General features: G+C 69.8%; 10 protein-coding genes. 7 read left to right on the plus strand and 3 right to left on the minus strand.

All coding sequences use genetic code 11. The features are described 5' to 3' along the window. The first annotated feature begins 2 nt into the window (after nt 1-2). A complete protein-coding gene (locus ABD747_RS16180; protein ID WP_344806374.1) occupies nt 3-1,661 on the plus strand; it encodes a phospho-sugar mutase in 1,659 nt (552 codons plus the stop codon). Here ABD747_RS16180 and ABD747_RS16185 read toward each other — a convergent pair. Further along, complete coding sequence (locus ABD747_RS16185) at nt 1,658-2,854, minus strand: YihY/virulence factor BrkB family protein (RefSeq protein ID WP_344806376.1); 1,197 nt, start codon at nt 2,852-2,854, stop codon at nt 1,658-1,660. The two genes, ABD747_RS16180 and ABD747_RS16185, sit on opposite strands and share 4 nt — an antisense overlap. Before the next feature lie 152 nt (nt 2,855-3,006). Between ABD747_RS16185 and lat the strand changes: the two genes are divergently transcribed. The 4 genes from lat to ABD747_RS16205 are packed head-to-tail and all read left to right on the plus strand — an operon-like array spanning nt 3,007 to nt 9,281. Further along, complete coding sequence (gene lat / locus ABD747_RS16190; protein WP_344806378.1) at nt 3,007-4,353, plus strand: L-lysine 6-transaminase; 1,347 nt, start codon at nt 3,007-3,009, stop codon at nt 4,351-4,353. Further along, a complete protein-coding gene (locus tag ABD747_RS16195) occupies nt 4,350-5,885 on the plus strand; it encodes an aldehyde dehydrogenase family protein (protein WP_344806380.1) in 1,536 nt (511 codons plus the stop codon). Before lat ends, ABD747_RS16195 begins: the two co-directional genes overlap by 4 nt. 23 nt (nt 5,886-5,908) lie before the next feature. Beyond that, entirely contained in the window at nt 5,909-8,095 is a 2,187-nt protein-coding gene (locus ABD747_RS16200; RefSeq protein WP_344806382.1) for a transketolase C-terminal domain-containing protein, read from the plus strand. Between the two features lie 13 nt (nt 8,096-8,108). Further along, on the plus strand, nt 8,109-9,281 hold the full coding sequence (locus ABD747_RS16205) for an acyl-CoA dehydrogenase family protein (protein ID WP_425562550.1): 1,173 nt from the start codon (nt 8,109-8,111) through the stop codon (nt 9,279-9,281). Here the strand turns inward: ABD747_RS16205 and ABD747_RS16210 are convergent. Then, nucleotides 9,274-12,741: a hypothetical protein gene (locus ABD747_RS16210; RefSeq protein ID WP_344806386.1), complete on the minus strand. Its 3,468-nt coding sequence runs from the start codon at nt 12,739-12,741 to the stop codon at nt 9,274-9,276. The two genes, ABD747_RS16205 and ABD747_RS16210, sit on opposite strands and share 8 nt — an antisense overlap. A 376-nt stretch (nt 12,742-13,117) precedes the next feature. On the opposite strand from ABD747_RS16210, the gene ABD747_RS16215 reads away from it, so the two are divergent. Both ABD747_RS16215 and ABD747_RS16220 read left to right on the plus strand, forming a co-directional pair. Then, a complete protein-coding gene (locus ABD747_RS16215; protein ID WP_344806388.1) occupies nt 13,118-14,101 on the plus strand; it encodes an N-acetylmuramoyl-L-alanine amidase family protein in 984 nt (327 codons plus the stop codon). 158 nt (nt 14,102-14,259) lie between these two features. Next, nucleotides 14,260-14,844: an RNA polymerase sigma factor gene (locus ABD747_RS16220; protein ID WP_344806390.1), complete on the plus strand. Its 585-nt coding sequence runs from the start codon at nt 14,260-14,262 to the stop codon at nt 14,842-14,844. A 55-nt stretch (nt 14,845-14,899) separates the two neighbouring features. Here the strand turns inward: ABD747_RS16220 and ABD747_RS16225 are convergent, their stop codons facing one another. Then, complete coding sequence (locus tag ABD747_RS16225; protein WP_344806392.1) at nt 14,900-15,940, minus strand: polyprenyl synthetase family protein; 1,041 nt, start codon at nt 15,938-15,940, stop codon at nt 14,900-14,902. Between the last annotated feature and the right edge of the window lies 1 nt (nt 15,941).

Here is a 15,941-nt window from a genome sequence, read left to right on the forward strand (position 1 = left end):
CGGTGAGTGACCTCGAGCGGGCGGTCGCCGCGTGGTCGGCGCAGGACCCGGACCCGGACACCCGGGCCGCGCTGGAACGGCTGCTGACCGCTGCAGCCGGCGGCGACCGGGCGGCCGCCGACGAGCTCGCCGACGCGTTCGCCGGCCGGCTGCAGTTCGGCACCGCCGGGCTGCGGGGCGCGCTCGGGCCCGGGCCGAACCGGATGAACCGGGTGTTGGTCGGTCAGGCGGCGGCCGGCCTGGCGACGTACCTGATCGACCAGGGGCTCGCCGGCGGCCGGGTGATCGTCGGCTTCGACGCCCGGCACAAGTCGGACGCGTTCGCCCGGGACACCGCCCAGATCATGGCCGGCGCGGGCTTCGAGGCGCTGATCACGCCCGGCCCGCTGCCGACGCCGGTGGTCGCCTTCGGCATCCGGCACTTCGGCTGCGTGGCCGGGGTCGTGGTGACGGCGTCCCACAACCCGCCGCAGGACAACGGCTACAAGGTCTATCTCGGCGACGGTTCCCAGATCGTGCCGCCAGCCGACGCCGAGATCGCTGACCGGATCGAGGAGATCACCAAGCACGAGCTGAGCGACGTGCCGCGCTCGCCGGACTACCGGACCCTCGGCAACGACCTGGTCGAGGCCTACCTCGACCGGATCGCGACCCTGGTCCCACCGGCCGCGCCGCGCGAGCTGAGCTGGGCGTACACGCCGCTGCACGGCGTCGGAGCCGCCGTCGTCGAACAAGCGGTGGCGCGGGCCGGGTTCGCAGCTGCCGCCGTCGTCGACGCGCAGGCAGCTCCCGACCCCGACTTCCCGACCGTCTCCTTCCCCAATCCCGAGGAGCCGGGCGCGATCGACCTGGCGCTGGCTCTGGGCCGCGAGCTCGAGGCGGACCTGGTGATCGCCAACGACCCGGACGCTGACCGGTGTGCCGTCGCGGCGCCGATCGACGGCACCTGGCGGATGCTGCGCGGCGACGAGCTCGGCGCGCTGCTGGGCGACGACGCGCTGCGCCGGGGCGTCCACGGGACGTACGCCTGCTCGGTGGTCTCCAGCACGCTGCTGGGCACCATGGCGAGGGCGTACGACCAGCCGTTCGCCACCACGCTGACCGGGTTCAAGTGGATCGGGCGGGTGCCCGGACTGGCGTTCGGCTACGAGGAGGCGATCGGCTATTGCGTCGACCCGGCCGCCGTACCGGACAAGGACGGCATCTCCACCCTGGTTGCGGTGTTGCGGCTGGCGGCGGAGCTGAAGGCCGCCGGCAGCACTCTGGCCGAGCGGCTGGACGCCATCGAGCGGACCTACGGCGTGCATGCGACCGGTCAGTGGGCGGTGCGGGTTGACGACCTGTCGATCATCACCGACGCGATGGCGCGGCTCCGCTCGGGTCCGCCCAGTCATCTCGCCGGCGAGCCGGTGGAGGTCACCGACCTCGCGCTCGGCTCCCCCGACCTGCCGCCGACCGATGGGATCCTACTGGCGGGGGCCGCGGTCCGGGTGGTGGTCCGCCCGTCCGGCACCGAGCCGAAGCTCAAGTGCTATCTGGAGGCGCGTCGGTCGCTGGCCGAGAGCCGCGAGGATCTGACCGTCTCCCGCGTCGCGGCCGCGCAGGTGCTCGACCGGCTGCGGTCGGCCATCGCGACGGCGCTCGGACTGATCTCCGACTAGGTCGTTTCCGAGCGGGCGTTCGCGCTCACCGAGTCGCCGGTCGACGGCTCGGCAGGTGCCTCGTTCGAGCCGTCGGTCGACGGCTCGGCCGGCGACTGGGCCGGCGACTGGGGGTCAGGATCGGACTGGGTGCCCCGCTTCTCGAACCGCTTGTCGAGCTCCTGCTCGACCCTGGTCATGACCCGCTCGCCGAACTCGGCGGCGCGCCGGGGCTCGGCCTCCAGCTCCGCGAGTCGAGCCGCGGCCGCCTGCTCGGCCGCCGCCCGTGCCGCCTCTTGCGCCTTGAGCGAGCGGCCGGCCACCTCCACGTTGATCTGCGCCCCGAGCAGCACCGCGAAGGACAGCATCCAGAACCAGATGAGGGTGATGATGATGCCGGCCAGCGTGCCGTAGGTCTTGCTGTAGCTGGAGAAGTTCGAGATGTAGAACGAGTAGCCGCCCGAGGCGATCAGGAACAGCAACGTCGCGATGATCGCGCCGAGCGAGGCCCAGCGAAACGTGGGTGGCGGGTTCTCGGGAAAGAAGCGGTACATCAACGAGAGGCTGAGCGCGAACACGACGGCCGTCACCAGCCAGCGGCACACCTCCACCACCCAGCCCGGCACCCCGAAGTCGATCATGCCGGCCACGGCCGGCAGCACGGCGACCAGGCCGAGCATGACGACCATGAAGACGACGCCGCCGAGCATCGCGCCGAACGCGATCAGCCGCCGGGTGAAATAGCCGCGCCGCTGGACGATGCCATAGATCGCATTGATGGCCGTCATCAGATTGCTGATTCCCGACGATGCGCTGACGACAGCGATCACCACCGACACGACCAACCCGGCGCCGAGACCCTCGGGCTGGGTCACCAGCACCTTGACCTGGTCGACGATCAGGGTCTGCGCCTCGTCGGGCAGCCCCTGGGTCGCCCGGGTGACCATCGAGATGATCTCCTCCGGCTCCGCGAACAACCCGAACATCAGCACGCCGGCGACCAGCGCGGGAAACACGGCCAGGAACGCGTGGTAGGCGAGACCCGCGGCGAGCAGGAACAACTGGCGCGCGCGGGAGGTCTGGTAGCCGTCCATAACGGCGCTGACCAGGTCCGCCAGCCGGCGCGGCAGGTACGGCAGCAGATGGTTGACGATCCGCACGGAGACGAGCTGCTGCTCCGGCATGGTGGCCGGATCCGGACTCGTCAGACTCACGCTCACATTGAGCCTGGCCGGCGACCGGAGCGCAACTCCCGGGTGGTCGCGGCGCGTCTCGGCCGGATCCTAGAAGTCGGGAGACCTTCTCGTCTACACTCGCGATATGCGCCAAATCTTGGCGCATTCACTGTTCTTCAGAGGAGGATCTCGTGGCCGAACAGACTCATGTGGCCCCCGAAGATGTCCACGAGGTGCTCGCGCGCCACGTGCTGACCGACGGCATGAAACTGGTCCTCGACCTGCAGCGCAGCAGCGGCAGCACGATCGTCGACGCCCGCACCGGCGAGCGCTATCTGGACATGTACACCTTCTTCGCCTCCGCCCCGCTCGGCCTCAACCCGGCCGCGCTGGTCGACGACCCGACCTTCATGACCGAGCTCGCCGCGGCGGCCGCCAACAAGCCGGCCAACCCCGACATGTACTCGACCGCGTACGCCGAGTTCGTCGAGACCTTCGTCCGGGTGCTCGGGGACCCCGCGCTGCCCCACCTGTTCTTCGTCGAGGGCGGTGCACTGGCGGTCGAGAACGCGCTCAAGGTGGCCTTCGACTGGAAGAGCCGGCAGAACGAGGCCGCGGGCCGATCCCCCGAGCTGGGCACCAGGGTGATCCACCTGACCAAGGCGTTCCACGGTCGCAGCGGCTACACCCTGTCGCTGACCAACACCGAGCCAGGAAAGACGGCCCGGTTCCCGACGTTCGACTGGCCACGGATCGACGTCCCGGCGATCACCTTCCCGCTGGCCGAGCACCTGGCCGAGGTGGAGGCCGCCGAGGAGCACGCGCTGGAGCAGATCCGCGCCGCGTTCGCCGCGCACCCGCACGACATCGCCTGCTTCATCGCCGAGCCGATCCAGGGCGAGGGCGGCGACAACCACATCCGCGGCGAGTTCTTCGCGAAGGTGAAGGAGATCGTGCACGAACACGACGCGCTGTTCGTGTTCGACGAGGTGCAGACCGGCGCCGGGACGACCGGGACGGCCTGGGCCTACCAGCAGCTCGGCGTCACCCCCGACATCGTCGCGTTCGCCAAGAAGGTCCAGCTCGGCGGCATCATGGCCGGCGGGCGGGTCGACGAGGTGGCCGACAACGTGTTCGCGATCTCCGGCCGGATCAACTCCACCTGGGGCGGCGGGCTGGCCGACATGGTCCGCTCCCGCCGGGTGCTGGAGATCGTGGAAGCCGACGGCCTGATCGATGCGGCCGCGGTGAAGGGCAACCGGTTCCTGGCCGGCCTGGAGCTGCTGGCCACCTTCAACGCCGGCTATCTGAGCAACGCTCGCGGGCGCGGGCTGTTCCTCGCCGTCGACGTGCCGACCGCGGCGGACCGAGACGCGGTGGTGCGCGACCTGCACGACGTCGAGCACGTGATCGTGCTGCCCTGCGGTCAGCGTTCGGTCCGGTTCCGCCCGGCGCTGTCGGTGAGCGAGGATGAGATCGACGCCGCGATCGCAGCCCTCGGCCGCTCGATCGCCCGGGTGAAGGGACAACAGGCGTGACGTTCACCTCGGTGGTCAACGGTTCGGCCACGATCGGCTCCCGGACGGTCGCGAGCACCAATCCGGCGCGACTGGAGGAGGTCGTCGGCGAGGTGTCGTACGGCGACCGCGACACCTTCGTCGGGGCCGCGGAGGCGGCCCGCAAGGCACAGGCGTCCTGGGCGGACGTGCCGGCACCGGTCCGCGGCCGGGCGATCGCCCACATCGGCCGGCTGGTCGAGGACAATGCCGAGGCGCTGGCGCGGCTGGTGACCGCCGAGATCGGGAAGCCGTACGCAGAGGCGCTCGGCGAGGTCCGCGAGATCGTCGACACCTGCGACTTCTTCCTCGGCGAGGGCCGCCGGCTCTACGGCCAGACCGTGCCGAGCGAGATGGCCGACAAGCAGCTGTTCACGTTCCGCAAGCCGGTCGGCACGGTGGCGGTGATCACCGCCGGCAACTTCCCGGTGGCGGTCCCGTCCTGGTACATCGTGCCCGCGCTGCTGGCCGGCAACACGATCGTCTGGAAGCCGGCGGACTACTCCCCCGTCGTCTCCAACGCGTTCTTCGAGCTGTTCGTCCGCGGCGGCGGGCTGCCGGACGGCGTGCTGAACCTGGTGCACTGCGACGGTCCGGACACCTTCGCCGGGCTGGAGCGTTCGCTGCAGCAGGGGCTGATCGACAAGGTCGGCTTCACCGGCTCGTCAGCGGTCGGCCGGGAGATCGGCGCGCTCACCGGCCGGCACCTGCAGACCGCCTGCCTCGAGCTCGGCGGCAAGAACCCGCTGGTGGTCACCCCGAGCGCCGATCTCGACCTGGCCGTGGAGGGCGCGCTGTTCTCCGGCTTCGGCACGGCCGGGCAGCGCTGTACGTCGCTGGGCACCGTGATCGTGCACGAGTCGGTGCACGACGAGTTCCTCAGCCGGTTCACCGCCGCGGTCTCGGCCGCCCGGGTCGGCGATCCGACCCAGGACGTGCTGATGGGCCCGCTGCTGGACGCCAAGTTCGCCGAGCGCTACGAGGAGTTCCTCGGCTGGATCCAGCCGCACCACACGGTGGTCGGGCCGCGCGGCCGGATCGGCGCGGACAATCCGCGCGACGGGTTCGTCGGCGATGCCGCGGCCGGGCTGTTCTACCACCCGGTGGTGGTCGACGGGGTCCGGCCGGGTGACCGGATCTTCGACGAGGAGACGTTCGGGCCGATCGTCGGCGTGACGACGTACCGGACGCTGGACGAGGCCATCGAGCTGGCGAACGCGCCGGGTTACGGGCTGTCGAGCTCGATCTACACCACGGATCCGAAGGACGCGTTCACGTTCCGCGACCGGATCGGCGCCGGAATGGTGTCGATCAACAACTCGACCTCCGGCGCCGAGGCGCACCTGCCGTTCGGCGGCAACGGGAAGTCCGGCAACGGCTCACGCCAGTCCGGCATCTGGGTGCTGGACCAGTTCACCCGCTGGCAGTCGGTCAACTGGGACTACTCCGGCCGGCTGCAGAAGGCCCAGATGGACACCGTCGAGCTGACCCCGGACACGACGTACCGGCTCTGACCCCGGAACCATCCCACCCGCCGATGCCCGCCTCGCCCACAGCCGCCCTGGACGCCGCCCTGCGCACCCACCTCTCCGAGTTGTCAGGTTCTCAGCGCGCTATAGCTCGCCCAGAGCCTGACAACTCCGAGATCTGGGCGGTGTTCGAGGCGCAGGCGGGCAGTCGCTGGTTGGACGTGGTGGCTCGTGAGCTGCAGGCGCGGGGCGAGGGCTTCTACACCATCGGCTCGGCCGGGCACGAGTCGAACGCGTACGTCGCCGCCGCGCTCCGGCCGACCGACCCGGCCCTGCTGCACTACCGGTCCGGGGCGTTCTATCTGGCCCGGGCGGCGCAGGTCGCGGGATCGACCGGGGTCCGCGACGTGCTGCAGGGACTGATGGGGCTGGCCGACGAGCCGATCGCCGGTGGCCGGCACAAGGTGTTCGGGCATGCCGCGCTGAACGTGATCCCGCAGACCTCCACCATCGCCTCCCACCTGCCGCGGGCGGTCGGTCTCGCGCTCGCCCTGCACCGCGCGCGGCGGCTCGGCGTCGATCCGGGCTATCCCGAGGACGCGGTGGTGGTCTGCTCGTTCGGGGATGCCTCGGCGAACCACTCGACCGCCGTCGGCGCGATCAACACCGCACTGAACGCGTCCTTCCGGGGCCTGCCGGTGCCGATCCTGTTCGTCTGCGAGGACAACGGCCTGGGCATCTCGGTACCCACCCCGGACGGCTGGACCGAGCAGGCGTACGGCCATCGGCCCGGTCTGCGCTACGACCCGGCGGACGGCGCGGAGCCGGCCGTCGCGCGAGCGGCGATCGCCGACGCGGTCGCCCACGTCCGGACCGAACGGCGACCGGTCTTCCTGCACCTGCGCACGGTCCGCTTCCTCGGCCACGCCGGCTCCGACGCCGAGATCGCCTACCGCAAGCCGAGCGCGATCGAAGCCGCGTACGACCGCGACCCCCTGCTGGCAACGGCCCGCCTGCTGCTGGCCGGCGGAGCGTCCGCAGCCGACGTGCTGACGCGCTACGACGCGATCGGCTCCGAGGTCCGGGCCGAGGCCGCAGCGCTGGCCGGCGGTCGTCGGCTGGAGTCCGCCGCCGAGGTGATGGCCCCGCTTCCCCGATTTACGCGCGCTGAGCAGACGACTACGTGCCCTGAGCTTGTCGAAGGGCACCGTTTGAGCCCTTCGACAAGCTCAGGGCACGTGGCGGGGCGCACGCTGGCCGAGTCGATCAACGAGACTTTGGCCGGCCTGCTGGAGACCGACAACCGTGTACTGGTCTTCGGTGAGGACGTCGGCACCAAGGGCGGCGTCTACGGGGTGACCCGCGGCCTGCAGCGCCGGTTCGGCAGCGCCCGGGTGTTCGACACGATCCTGGACGAGCAGTCGATCCTCGGCCTCGGGCTCGGGGCCGGGCTGGCCGGGCTGATCCCGGTCCCGGAGATCCAGTACCTCGCCTATCTGCACAACGCCGAGGACCAGCTCCGCGGCGAGGCGGCCACGCTGCGGTTCTTCTCCAGCGGTGCGTACACGAATCCGATGGTCGTCCGGATTGCCGGTCTGGCGTACCAGAAGGGATTCGGCGGCCACTTCCACAACGACAACGCCGTCGGCGTGCTGCGCGACATCCCCGGCCTCGTGGTCGGCTGCCCGGCCCGCGGCGACGACGCCGCGTCGATGCTGCGCAGCTGCGTCGCGGCGGCGGCGACCGACGGCACCGTCTCGGTCGTGCTGGAGCCGATCGCGCTCTACCACACCCGCGACCTGCACTCGGCCGGCGACGACGGCTGGCTCGCCGTCGACCGTGGCACCGACGTACCGATCGGGCGGGCCCGACACTATCCGGTCGACGATCCCGAGCTCACCATGATCACGTTCGGGAACGGTGTGCCGATGAGCCTCCGCGCGGCGAACGCCCTGCTGTCACAGGGAATCCGGGCCGACGTGCTGGACTGCCGCTGGCTGTCGCCGCTCCCGGTCGACGACATCATCGATGCCGCCTACCGGACCGGCCGGGTGCTGGTGGTGGACGAGACCCGGCACAGCGGCGGAGTCGGCGAGGGTGTGATCACCGCACTGGTCGAGGCCGGCTTTCCCGGTCCGATCGCGCGGGTCGCGAGCCGAGACAGCTTCGTACCCCTCGGCCGAGCCGCGAACCATGTGCTGTTGAGTGAGGACGAGATCGAGAAGGCCGCGATCGGCCTGGTGGAGAGGAACTGACGAGGTGGCTACCGTGCGACCGCTGGACCTGTTGAAGGTCGATCACCTGTTCTCAGACGAGGAACGCGACATCGCCGCGGCGGTGCGCGAGTTCGTCGACGAACGGGTCCGGCCGAACGTGGCCGACTGGTTCGAGGAGGGAACCGTCGACCTCGGCCTGATGAAGGACGCCGGGGCGCTCGGCCTGCTCGGCATGCACCTGGAGGGCTACGGCTGCGCGGGCACCAACGCGGTCTCGTACGGCCTGGCCTGCCTTGAGCTCGAGGCCGGCGACTCCGGCGTACGCAGCATGGTCTCGGTGCAGGGATCGCTGGCCATGTTCGCGATCTGGAAGTTCGGCAGCGAGGAGCAGAAGCAGGCCTGGCTGCCGCGGATGGCCGCCGGTGATGCGATCGGCTGCTTCGGGCTGACCGAGCCCGACTTCGGCTCGAACCCGGCCGGGATGCGTACCCGGGCCCGGCGCGACGGCGACGAGTGGGTGTTGGACGGCACCAAGATGTGGATCACGAACGGGTCCGTCGCCGACGTCGCGGTGGTCTGGGCCAGGGTGGCCGACGGCGGGGACGACGACGGCATCCGCGGTTTCGTGGTGCCGACCGACACTGAGGGCTTCTCGGCGCCCAAGATCGGCAAGAAGCTGTCGCTGCGCGCCTCGATCACCTCCGAGCTGGTGCTGGAGGGCGTCCGGCTCCCCGCCGACGCCGTGCTACCCGAGGTGAAGACCCTCCGCGGTCCGCTGTCCTGCCTGAGCGAGGCCCGGTTCGGGATCGTCTGGGGTGCGCTGGGCGCCGCTCGCGACTGTCTGGAGACCGCGATCTCGTATGCGGCCACCCGCGAGATCTTCGACCGCCCGTTGGCCGCGTTCCAGCTGACCCAGGCGAAGCTCGCCGACATGACGCTGGAGCTGCAGAAGGGTTTCCTGCTGGCCCTGCACCTCGGCCGGCTGAAGGATGCCGGACAGCTCGATCCCCGCCAGGTCAGCCTGGGCAAGCTGAACAACGTCCGCGAGGCACTCGCCATCGCCCGGGAGTGCCGGACCATCCTCGGCGCCAACGGGATCACCCTGGAATACCCGGTGATCCGCCACGCCGCGAACCTGGAGTCGGTGCTGACCTACGAGGGCACCACCGAGGTGCACCAGCTGGTGATCGGCCAGGCGCTGACGGGCGAGTCCGCCTTCAGTTGAGGGGCAGCGTGATCCTCGGCGGCGCGTAGTGCTGGGACCAGGTCGTGTTGTACGAGCCGTTGTTGTTGCAGATCGTGTAGTGCGGCACCGGGAAGGTGTTGTGCCACCAGGTGGGCTGGTACTGGAAGGCGCCGGACGATCCGGTCGAGTCCGGGCCGTAGATGTCGGTCAGCAGACTGTCATCAGGCAGCGTCGCTTGGGCATGCTCGTAGTCCCAGGTGCCGAGGTTCTGCGCGAGCACCCAGGCCTCCCAGGTGTTGACCGTGTCGTTGGCGTTGCTGTTGTTCGTCGGCGCGCTGACCATCTGCAGCTGGCCGAGCGCCGTGGCCTTGGCAAACGGCTTGCCGGGATACGGCGCCGCGTCGCCACCTTGGTTGCAGACGTACAGCGCCGGATTGTTGGTCTGCGTCTCCGTCGATCCGGGCTTGAGGGCGTACGGGGTCCACTCCAGCGGGATCAGCGCCGTGTATGCACTGCTGCGCGCGGTCGCGTTCAGGGTGTCGACAGCGTCCGGCGTGTCGCCGCTGTCCCAGGTCCAGTCAGGATCCGAGCCGAGCTTGACGCCGACGTCGTGCAGCCGGCCCCAGTCGGTCAGCAAGATGTCCTGCATCCGGTCCAGGCCCTCCACGGACGCGGTCTGCTGGTCGGCCATCTGACTGGCCAGCTGTTCCGCCGTCGAGTTCACCGTGCTGGCCGAGCCGCCGTCCGGGGTCTGGATCATGTCGCTGGCCATGCTCAGGCTGCTCGCCAGCAGGCCGATGAACGGCTCGGCCTCGATGCCGGCGGCGCCCGCGACCGCGTCGCCGACGAACAGTGAGTCCACGAAGATCGACAAGAATCCCATGCTCGCGTCGTCCGACGACGTCGGCTTGATCGCGGCCGAAACCTGATTGGTCACGTTCATCACGTTGAAGTAGGGGTCACTGCCGGACTGGATGTAGGGCGACAGCATGTTGTCGATGAACGCCAACACCTGCGGCACGTAGGTGAACTCCAGTTTCAACTGGCTCTGGACGTCGGTGAACTCCGTGCCGCAGAAGGACTGTCCGGTGCACTGCAGCTCGGTCAGCGCGGCGTAGAAGCCTCCCCAGCTGTACTTGTAGTTCGCGTTGGTGTAGGCCGAGCGCACATCCGGGTTGCCGAGGCCGATCCCGGCGGCGATGTAGCTGAGCACGTCGGTGTCCGCGGCGTACGGCCAAGCCTGCGCCGGCTGGTACATGATCGAGTAGAGATCGTTGTTCGTCGGCCCGACCGGATCCCCGCTCTGCGGCGTGTAGAGCATCTGCCGGTTGGGTGTGATGATGCCCGAGATCTGGCCGCTGGCCTTCTTCTGGATCGCCCCGGAGGTGGCCATCACCGTGCTGGATTCGAGCCCGGCGTTGCCGTGGAAGGGCATGTTGGTCGCCGCGCCGACCAGGGCGTAGCGGTGCTTGCCGTCGATGCTCTGCTGGAACGTCTCGGTCGTGCCGCCGAGCAGGTCGATCAGGGACAGGTTGATGAAGTTCACGGTCCCCGTGAGCTGACCGTTTCCGATGCTCTGCAGGACCACCAGCCGCTGGTCGTCGAAGAACATCGGCGAGGTGTAGAACAGCGTGCCGGGTTTCGGGCTCCAACCGGCGCCGAGGGTGCTGACGAAGTCGGTCAGCGTGGTGACCGTCTTGTTCGCCAGGGGCTTCAGGGTGGTCCGGTCCACGACGACGACGTGCATCCCGTTGGTCACCCCGGCGGTGGGAGCGTACGTCTGGTCGCCGATCTGAACGGCGCAACCGTCGGAGGTGCAGGTGTCGACGTCCTGGTAGGCATCCGTGCCGGGGATGACGGTGTACTCATCCGCCGTGCCGGACTGGTCCGCCACGCCGAGGGTCAGCCAGCCCTGCAGCACGCCGTCGGTGGTGCCGCTCCGGGTGGCGGTCGCCCGCCACGCCTGGCCCGCTGCCAGGCCGGGCACGCCGATGTAACTGAACGAGCCGGTGTCGATGTCGCTGGACTGCCAGTGCGACCCCTCGGTCGAGCACTTGTTCGGCGTCGCCGTCCAGCAGTAGCCGTCGACGAATCCGTAGGACCGGGAGACGTTCCCGCCGATCTTGTCGATGACGCCGATCAGGCTGCTGCCACCGGCCGGTGCCTTGCTGCCGGGCAGCGTGACGATCACCATCGAGGAGTCGGTCAGCGTGTCGAAGTAGCTGCTCAGCGCGGAGTAGCCGGCCGATGTGGTCGGATAGCCCTGCACCGCCGTGACCCCGAGCGAACGCCGATCCAGGACGTACACCGCGATGCCCTGGCCGTCCGACCTCACGGTCTGGTCGCCGAGCTGGAGGGCCGGCGTGGTCGCGCCGTCCGGGTAGGTGATGGTGTTGAACGGCACCAGCGGGTTGGGGTACGTCGCCACCACCTCGAGCACGTCGTAGCCGGCGGTCGAACCGCTGCCCATCCGGACGCCGACCAGATACCGCCCGGGTACGTCGGGACGTAGCCGCACCGTCGCCTGCCGGCCGGAGCCGTTGGTGGCGCCCAGCCGGGCCTTGCTCAACAGCGGGCGGCTGAGCAGGGTCCAGCGGACGGCCGAGCTCGACGACGCCGACCGCCCGGTGCCGGCCGGCCGCGAGCGGGACGTGTCGAGGGTGAGGGTGGCCCCGACGTGCACCCGCTCGTCCTGGACCCGCGCGGCAACCACCGGTCGACGGCCGTCCAGCTGGAACGTGCGGGCGACCACCCCGACCCGGCCGTCTCGGGTCAGCACCCGGACCCAGACTCGGTTCGAGCCCTGGCGCAGCGACCCGAGCTGGGCCAGGTTCCAGCGCACGGTCCGCGCGGTCCCGTCGCGGTCCGGGACCGTGACGGAGGCGCCGTTCACGGTGGCGGCGCTCGTCTGGATTCCGGTGGCCGGCAGCCGCAGCCGGGCGACCGCCGCCGGAGCGTCGCCGTGGCCAACCGTCACCGATCCCGAGAGCACGCCCGATGCGCGGTAGCCGAGATAGAAGGTGCGCGCGGCCACCGCGGGCCGCGCCCGGCCGCGAATGGATGCCTCCACCCAGAGCTGGTTCTCCCCCAGCTTCAGCGCTGCCGCCCGGTCGAGGACGTACGTTCCCCGCCGGCCGGTGACGGGGTGTCCGTTCAGCCGGACCACCAGCGACGTGACGTGGCCGTCCACCCGGACCCGGACCGGCAGCCGAACCGCGCGGGCCTGGCGCTTGGTCGGCCGGACGATCGCCGCCTCGTCGGCGAACCCGTCGATCCGGACCAGCCGATCCCGGCTGGACGTCGCCGGTGCGGACGGTGTCGCCGGTGCGGACGGTGTCGCCGGTGCTGCGGGAGCCGCGGGAGCGGACACCGCGAGCGGCGGCGCGCCGAGCGCGGGCAGGAAGCCGGCGACCAGGGCCGCGACCACCACCGCGGCCGACCGCCGACGGCGCCCACCCGCGCGGCGGGTGTCCGGAGTGGGATGAACCGGTCGACGCATGACAGCTCCTCACCCGATCGCCATGGTCTGCCCGTCGCCGCGGTGACGCTGCTCACGCCCGGCACGACCGGCACGACCGCGATGATCGAATCGGATCCAGCTGACGAGCACCTGACGGCGCCGTCTCCGGACGCTGACGGTTTGCTGATGGGCGCCCCGCCCCGATCTCGGATCCCCTCTGCGACCTCGGATCCCATCTGCGACGTCGGATCCCCTCTACGACCTCGGATCCCCTGTGCGACGTCGGATCCCCTGTGCGACGTCGGATCCGCTGTAGGGGATCCGATTCGGTCCAGGGGATCCGAGATCGGAGCGTGGGATCCGAGATCGAGGCCGGGAGATTCGAGATCGGCGCCCGGCGGCCTAGGGTGGCCCGGTGACGACGGTCGGGCGCGCGGTGGCGGCGACGCTGTTGCTGGCGACACTGACCGCCTGCGACGCGACGGCGGCCGGCCCGACACCGACGAGCGAGCCCACCGTCGGATCCCGGAGCAGCTACGTCCCCGGTGACCCGACCGCGTCGCCCACGGTTTCGGAGCCGCAGACGACGTCGGCGCGGCCCGATCCGACCCCGACCCGCTCGACCACGCCCACCCCCGCCCCGACCGCGACGAGGACGCCGACGCCGGTCACGCGGCCGGTGATCGTCATCGATCCAGGTCACAGCGGTCGCTCGATCCGCAGCCGCACGACCAACGGCCTGCTGGATTTCGACTACCCGAACCAGCCAGAGATGACCGAGGTCTTCGATATCAGCAGCTGCGTGGCAGACGGGCTGCGGGCGGACGGCTACCGGGTGATCCTGACCAAGCGGCGGGCCAGCGACAGCGTCAGCCTGACCGAGCGGGCCGAGATCGCGAACCGGGCAAAGGCGGACCTCGCGATCAGCGTGCACGACGACCACGGCCAGGGCCCGGCGTTCCAGGCGACGTACAGCCAGCGCGGGGTGTCGAGCAACGGGCACTATCCGACCATGTATCGCGGCACCGGAGCCCGACGTACGGTCTTCGACCAGCCGAAGGTCGCGAAGGCGAGCGACCGAGCCGCGAAGATCATCGCCCGGGAGCGCGCCGCGGCCCAGGGTCGCCCGGTCGGCGTACGCCAGAACTCGTTCGACGGCCGCGCTCCGCTCGAGCCGGGCAACCTGGCCCTCGTCGAGCTCCTCGCCGACGTGCCCTGGGTCTACAACGAGATGGGCGCGCTGACCGGGGGTAGCACCACGAAGCGGCTGAGTCTGGCCGCCGAGACCGGCTATGCCAAGGGCCTGCTGGACGGCGTCGAGGCGGCCGTCCCGATCCCGGGCCGGTCCGGTTCGACCTCCGCCGCCGATATTCGCTCCTGCCTGACCGCCCGCCGCTGACTCGGCGGGGCCGCGGGCTCGGCCGACCCACTATCAACCGGCTCGCCGGCTGTCGCCGAGCAGACAGCTCACCTGTGCTCCACAGCACACTCCGAGCACGCCCGTCCGAGGAGATTTGGGCGCGAAAGTTCGTCCTGCATCTTGGTTGGGAGGCCGACATGGACGACATCGCGGGGACCGAATGTCAGACGGCGACGGAGGGGTACGAAGCACCGGCCGAGTGCGACTGGGACGCCTTGGTCGCGGAGTTCCAGCCCTTGATCAGCTCGGTCTGCCGCCACTTCAGGCTCGGACCCGAGGATTCCGCCGACATCAGCCAGGAGGTGTGGCTGAAGGCGTTCACCCACATCCACACGCTGCGTGATCCTCACGCGCTGCCGGGCTGGCTCAAGACGACGGCATACCACGCCGCCTGCTCGCTCGTGGACCACAAGCGCCGGACGACCCTGCTCGCGGATCCGGACGTGCTGGAGACCTCGAGCTGGACGGCCGTCGACGCGGAGGTGGACGCGGACCTGTTGCACCACGAGCGGGTTGCTGCCGTGCGGACCGGCCTGGCCGAGCTGCCGGAGCGCAGCCAGGAACTGGTCAGCCTGCTGGTCGCCGATCCGCCGATCCGGTACGAGGAGATCAGCGTGCTGATGGACATGCCGGTCGGCAGCATCGGTCCGACCCGTGCCCGATGCCTGTCCAAGCTGGCCGGTACGGCGCCTGTCCGGGCGCTGCTGGAGAGTGCGGCCTGAGCGGTGCGTGACTGCCCCGATCGGACGCATCCGATGCTGGTAGGCGGATCCCGGTTCACACCTCTCGATCGCCCAGAAACGGAATCAAGGCACGGATGAAGTCACGGTCGGCGGAGCGCGCCGCGTCACGGTACGCAACGTCGAACTCGTCCAGAGCAGCGTGTACCACTTGACGAAGGGTGCTTCGCGCGAAATCGATGCTCCCATAATGTTCGAAGAGCCGAAAGACCCAATTGACGTCCTGCTCGGTGCGCTGCTCGCGTGAGACGGAGAAGACGGAGCCGAGCTTTTCGCGCTCATCGGCTGAGCATTCGCGCAGGGCGTGGACCAGCATGAGCGTTCGCTTGCCCTCCCAGATATCGCCGAGAATCTCCTTGCCGTACTGATTCCGATCGCCGACGAGGTTCAGAACGTCGTCCTGGATCTGGAATGCAGCACCGAGCAGAAAACCGAATAGGTTGAAGCGGTCCGCATCGATGGTTCCAGCCGTGCCGATCAGCGCCCCGATCCGGCAAGGGTGGATCGATGTATACCAGCAGGTCTTCTTCAGTACCAACCGCAGGTAGTCGTCCTCGGTCAGGTCGAACACGTTGTCGCGCGTCCAGCCGAGCTCGAGCGCCTGACCCTCGACCGATTGCAGCACTAGGTGCTGCGCCTCGTGGAAGATTCGGTAGGCGAGATCTGCTCCCAGGACAGGAATATTCTCGGTCAGCGAACTGATGCTGATGGCATTCATGGCGTCGCCGACATTCAGTGCGATCGGGACGCCTTCCTCGACGTACAGCGTGCCGCGGTTGCGCCGGTACAGGCTCCCGTCCTCGATGTCGTCGTGGACAAGGAAAGCGTTGTGCAGCAGCTCGATCGCCGTTGCCGACGGCAACGCTTGCTCGATCGAACCACCAAAGGCACGACAGGTAGCGATGCACAACGCCGGCCGCAAGCCCTTGCCTACATGAGAAAGCTGGCTTGAGATCAGGTCGTACAGGTAGCGTCGTGGCTCGCGGGTGGGAAGCTGTCCGAGCAGAGCTCGATAGGTCACGTCCCGGTACTGCGCGAGCTGCCGCTCGACCGCCGGGGTATCGGCATGAACAGTCACG

This window comes from Microlunatus ginsengisoli (assembly GCF_039537205.1).
In the GTDB taxonomy this organism is placed as follows: domain Bacteria; phylum Actinomycetota; class Actinomycetes; order Propionibacteriales; family Propionibacteriaceae; genus Microlunatus; species Microlunatus ginsengisoli.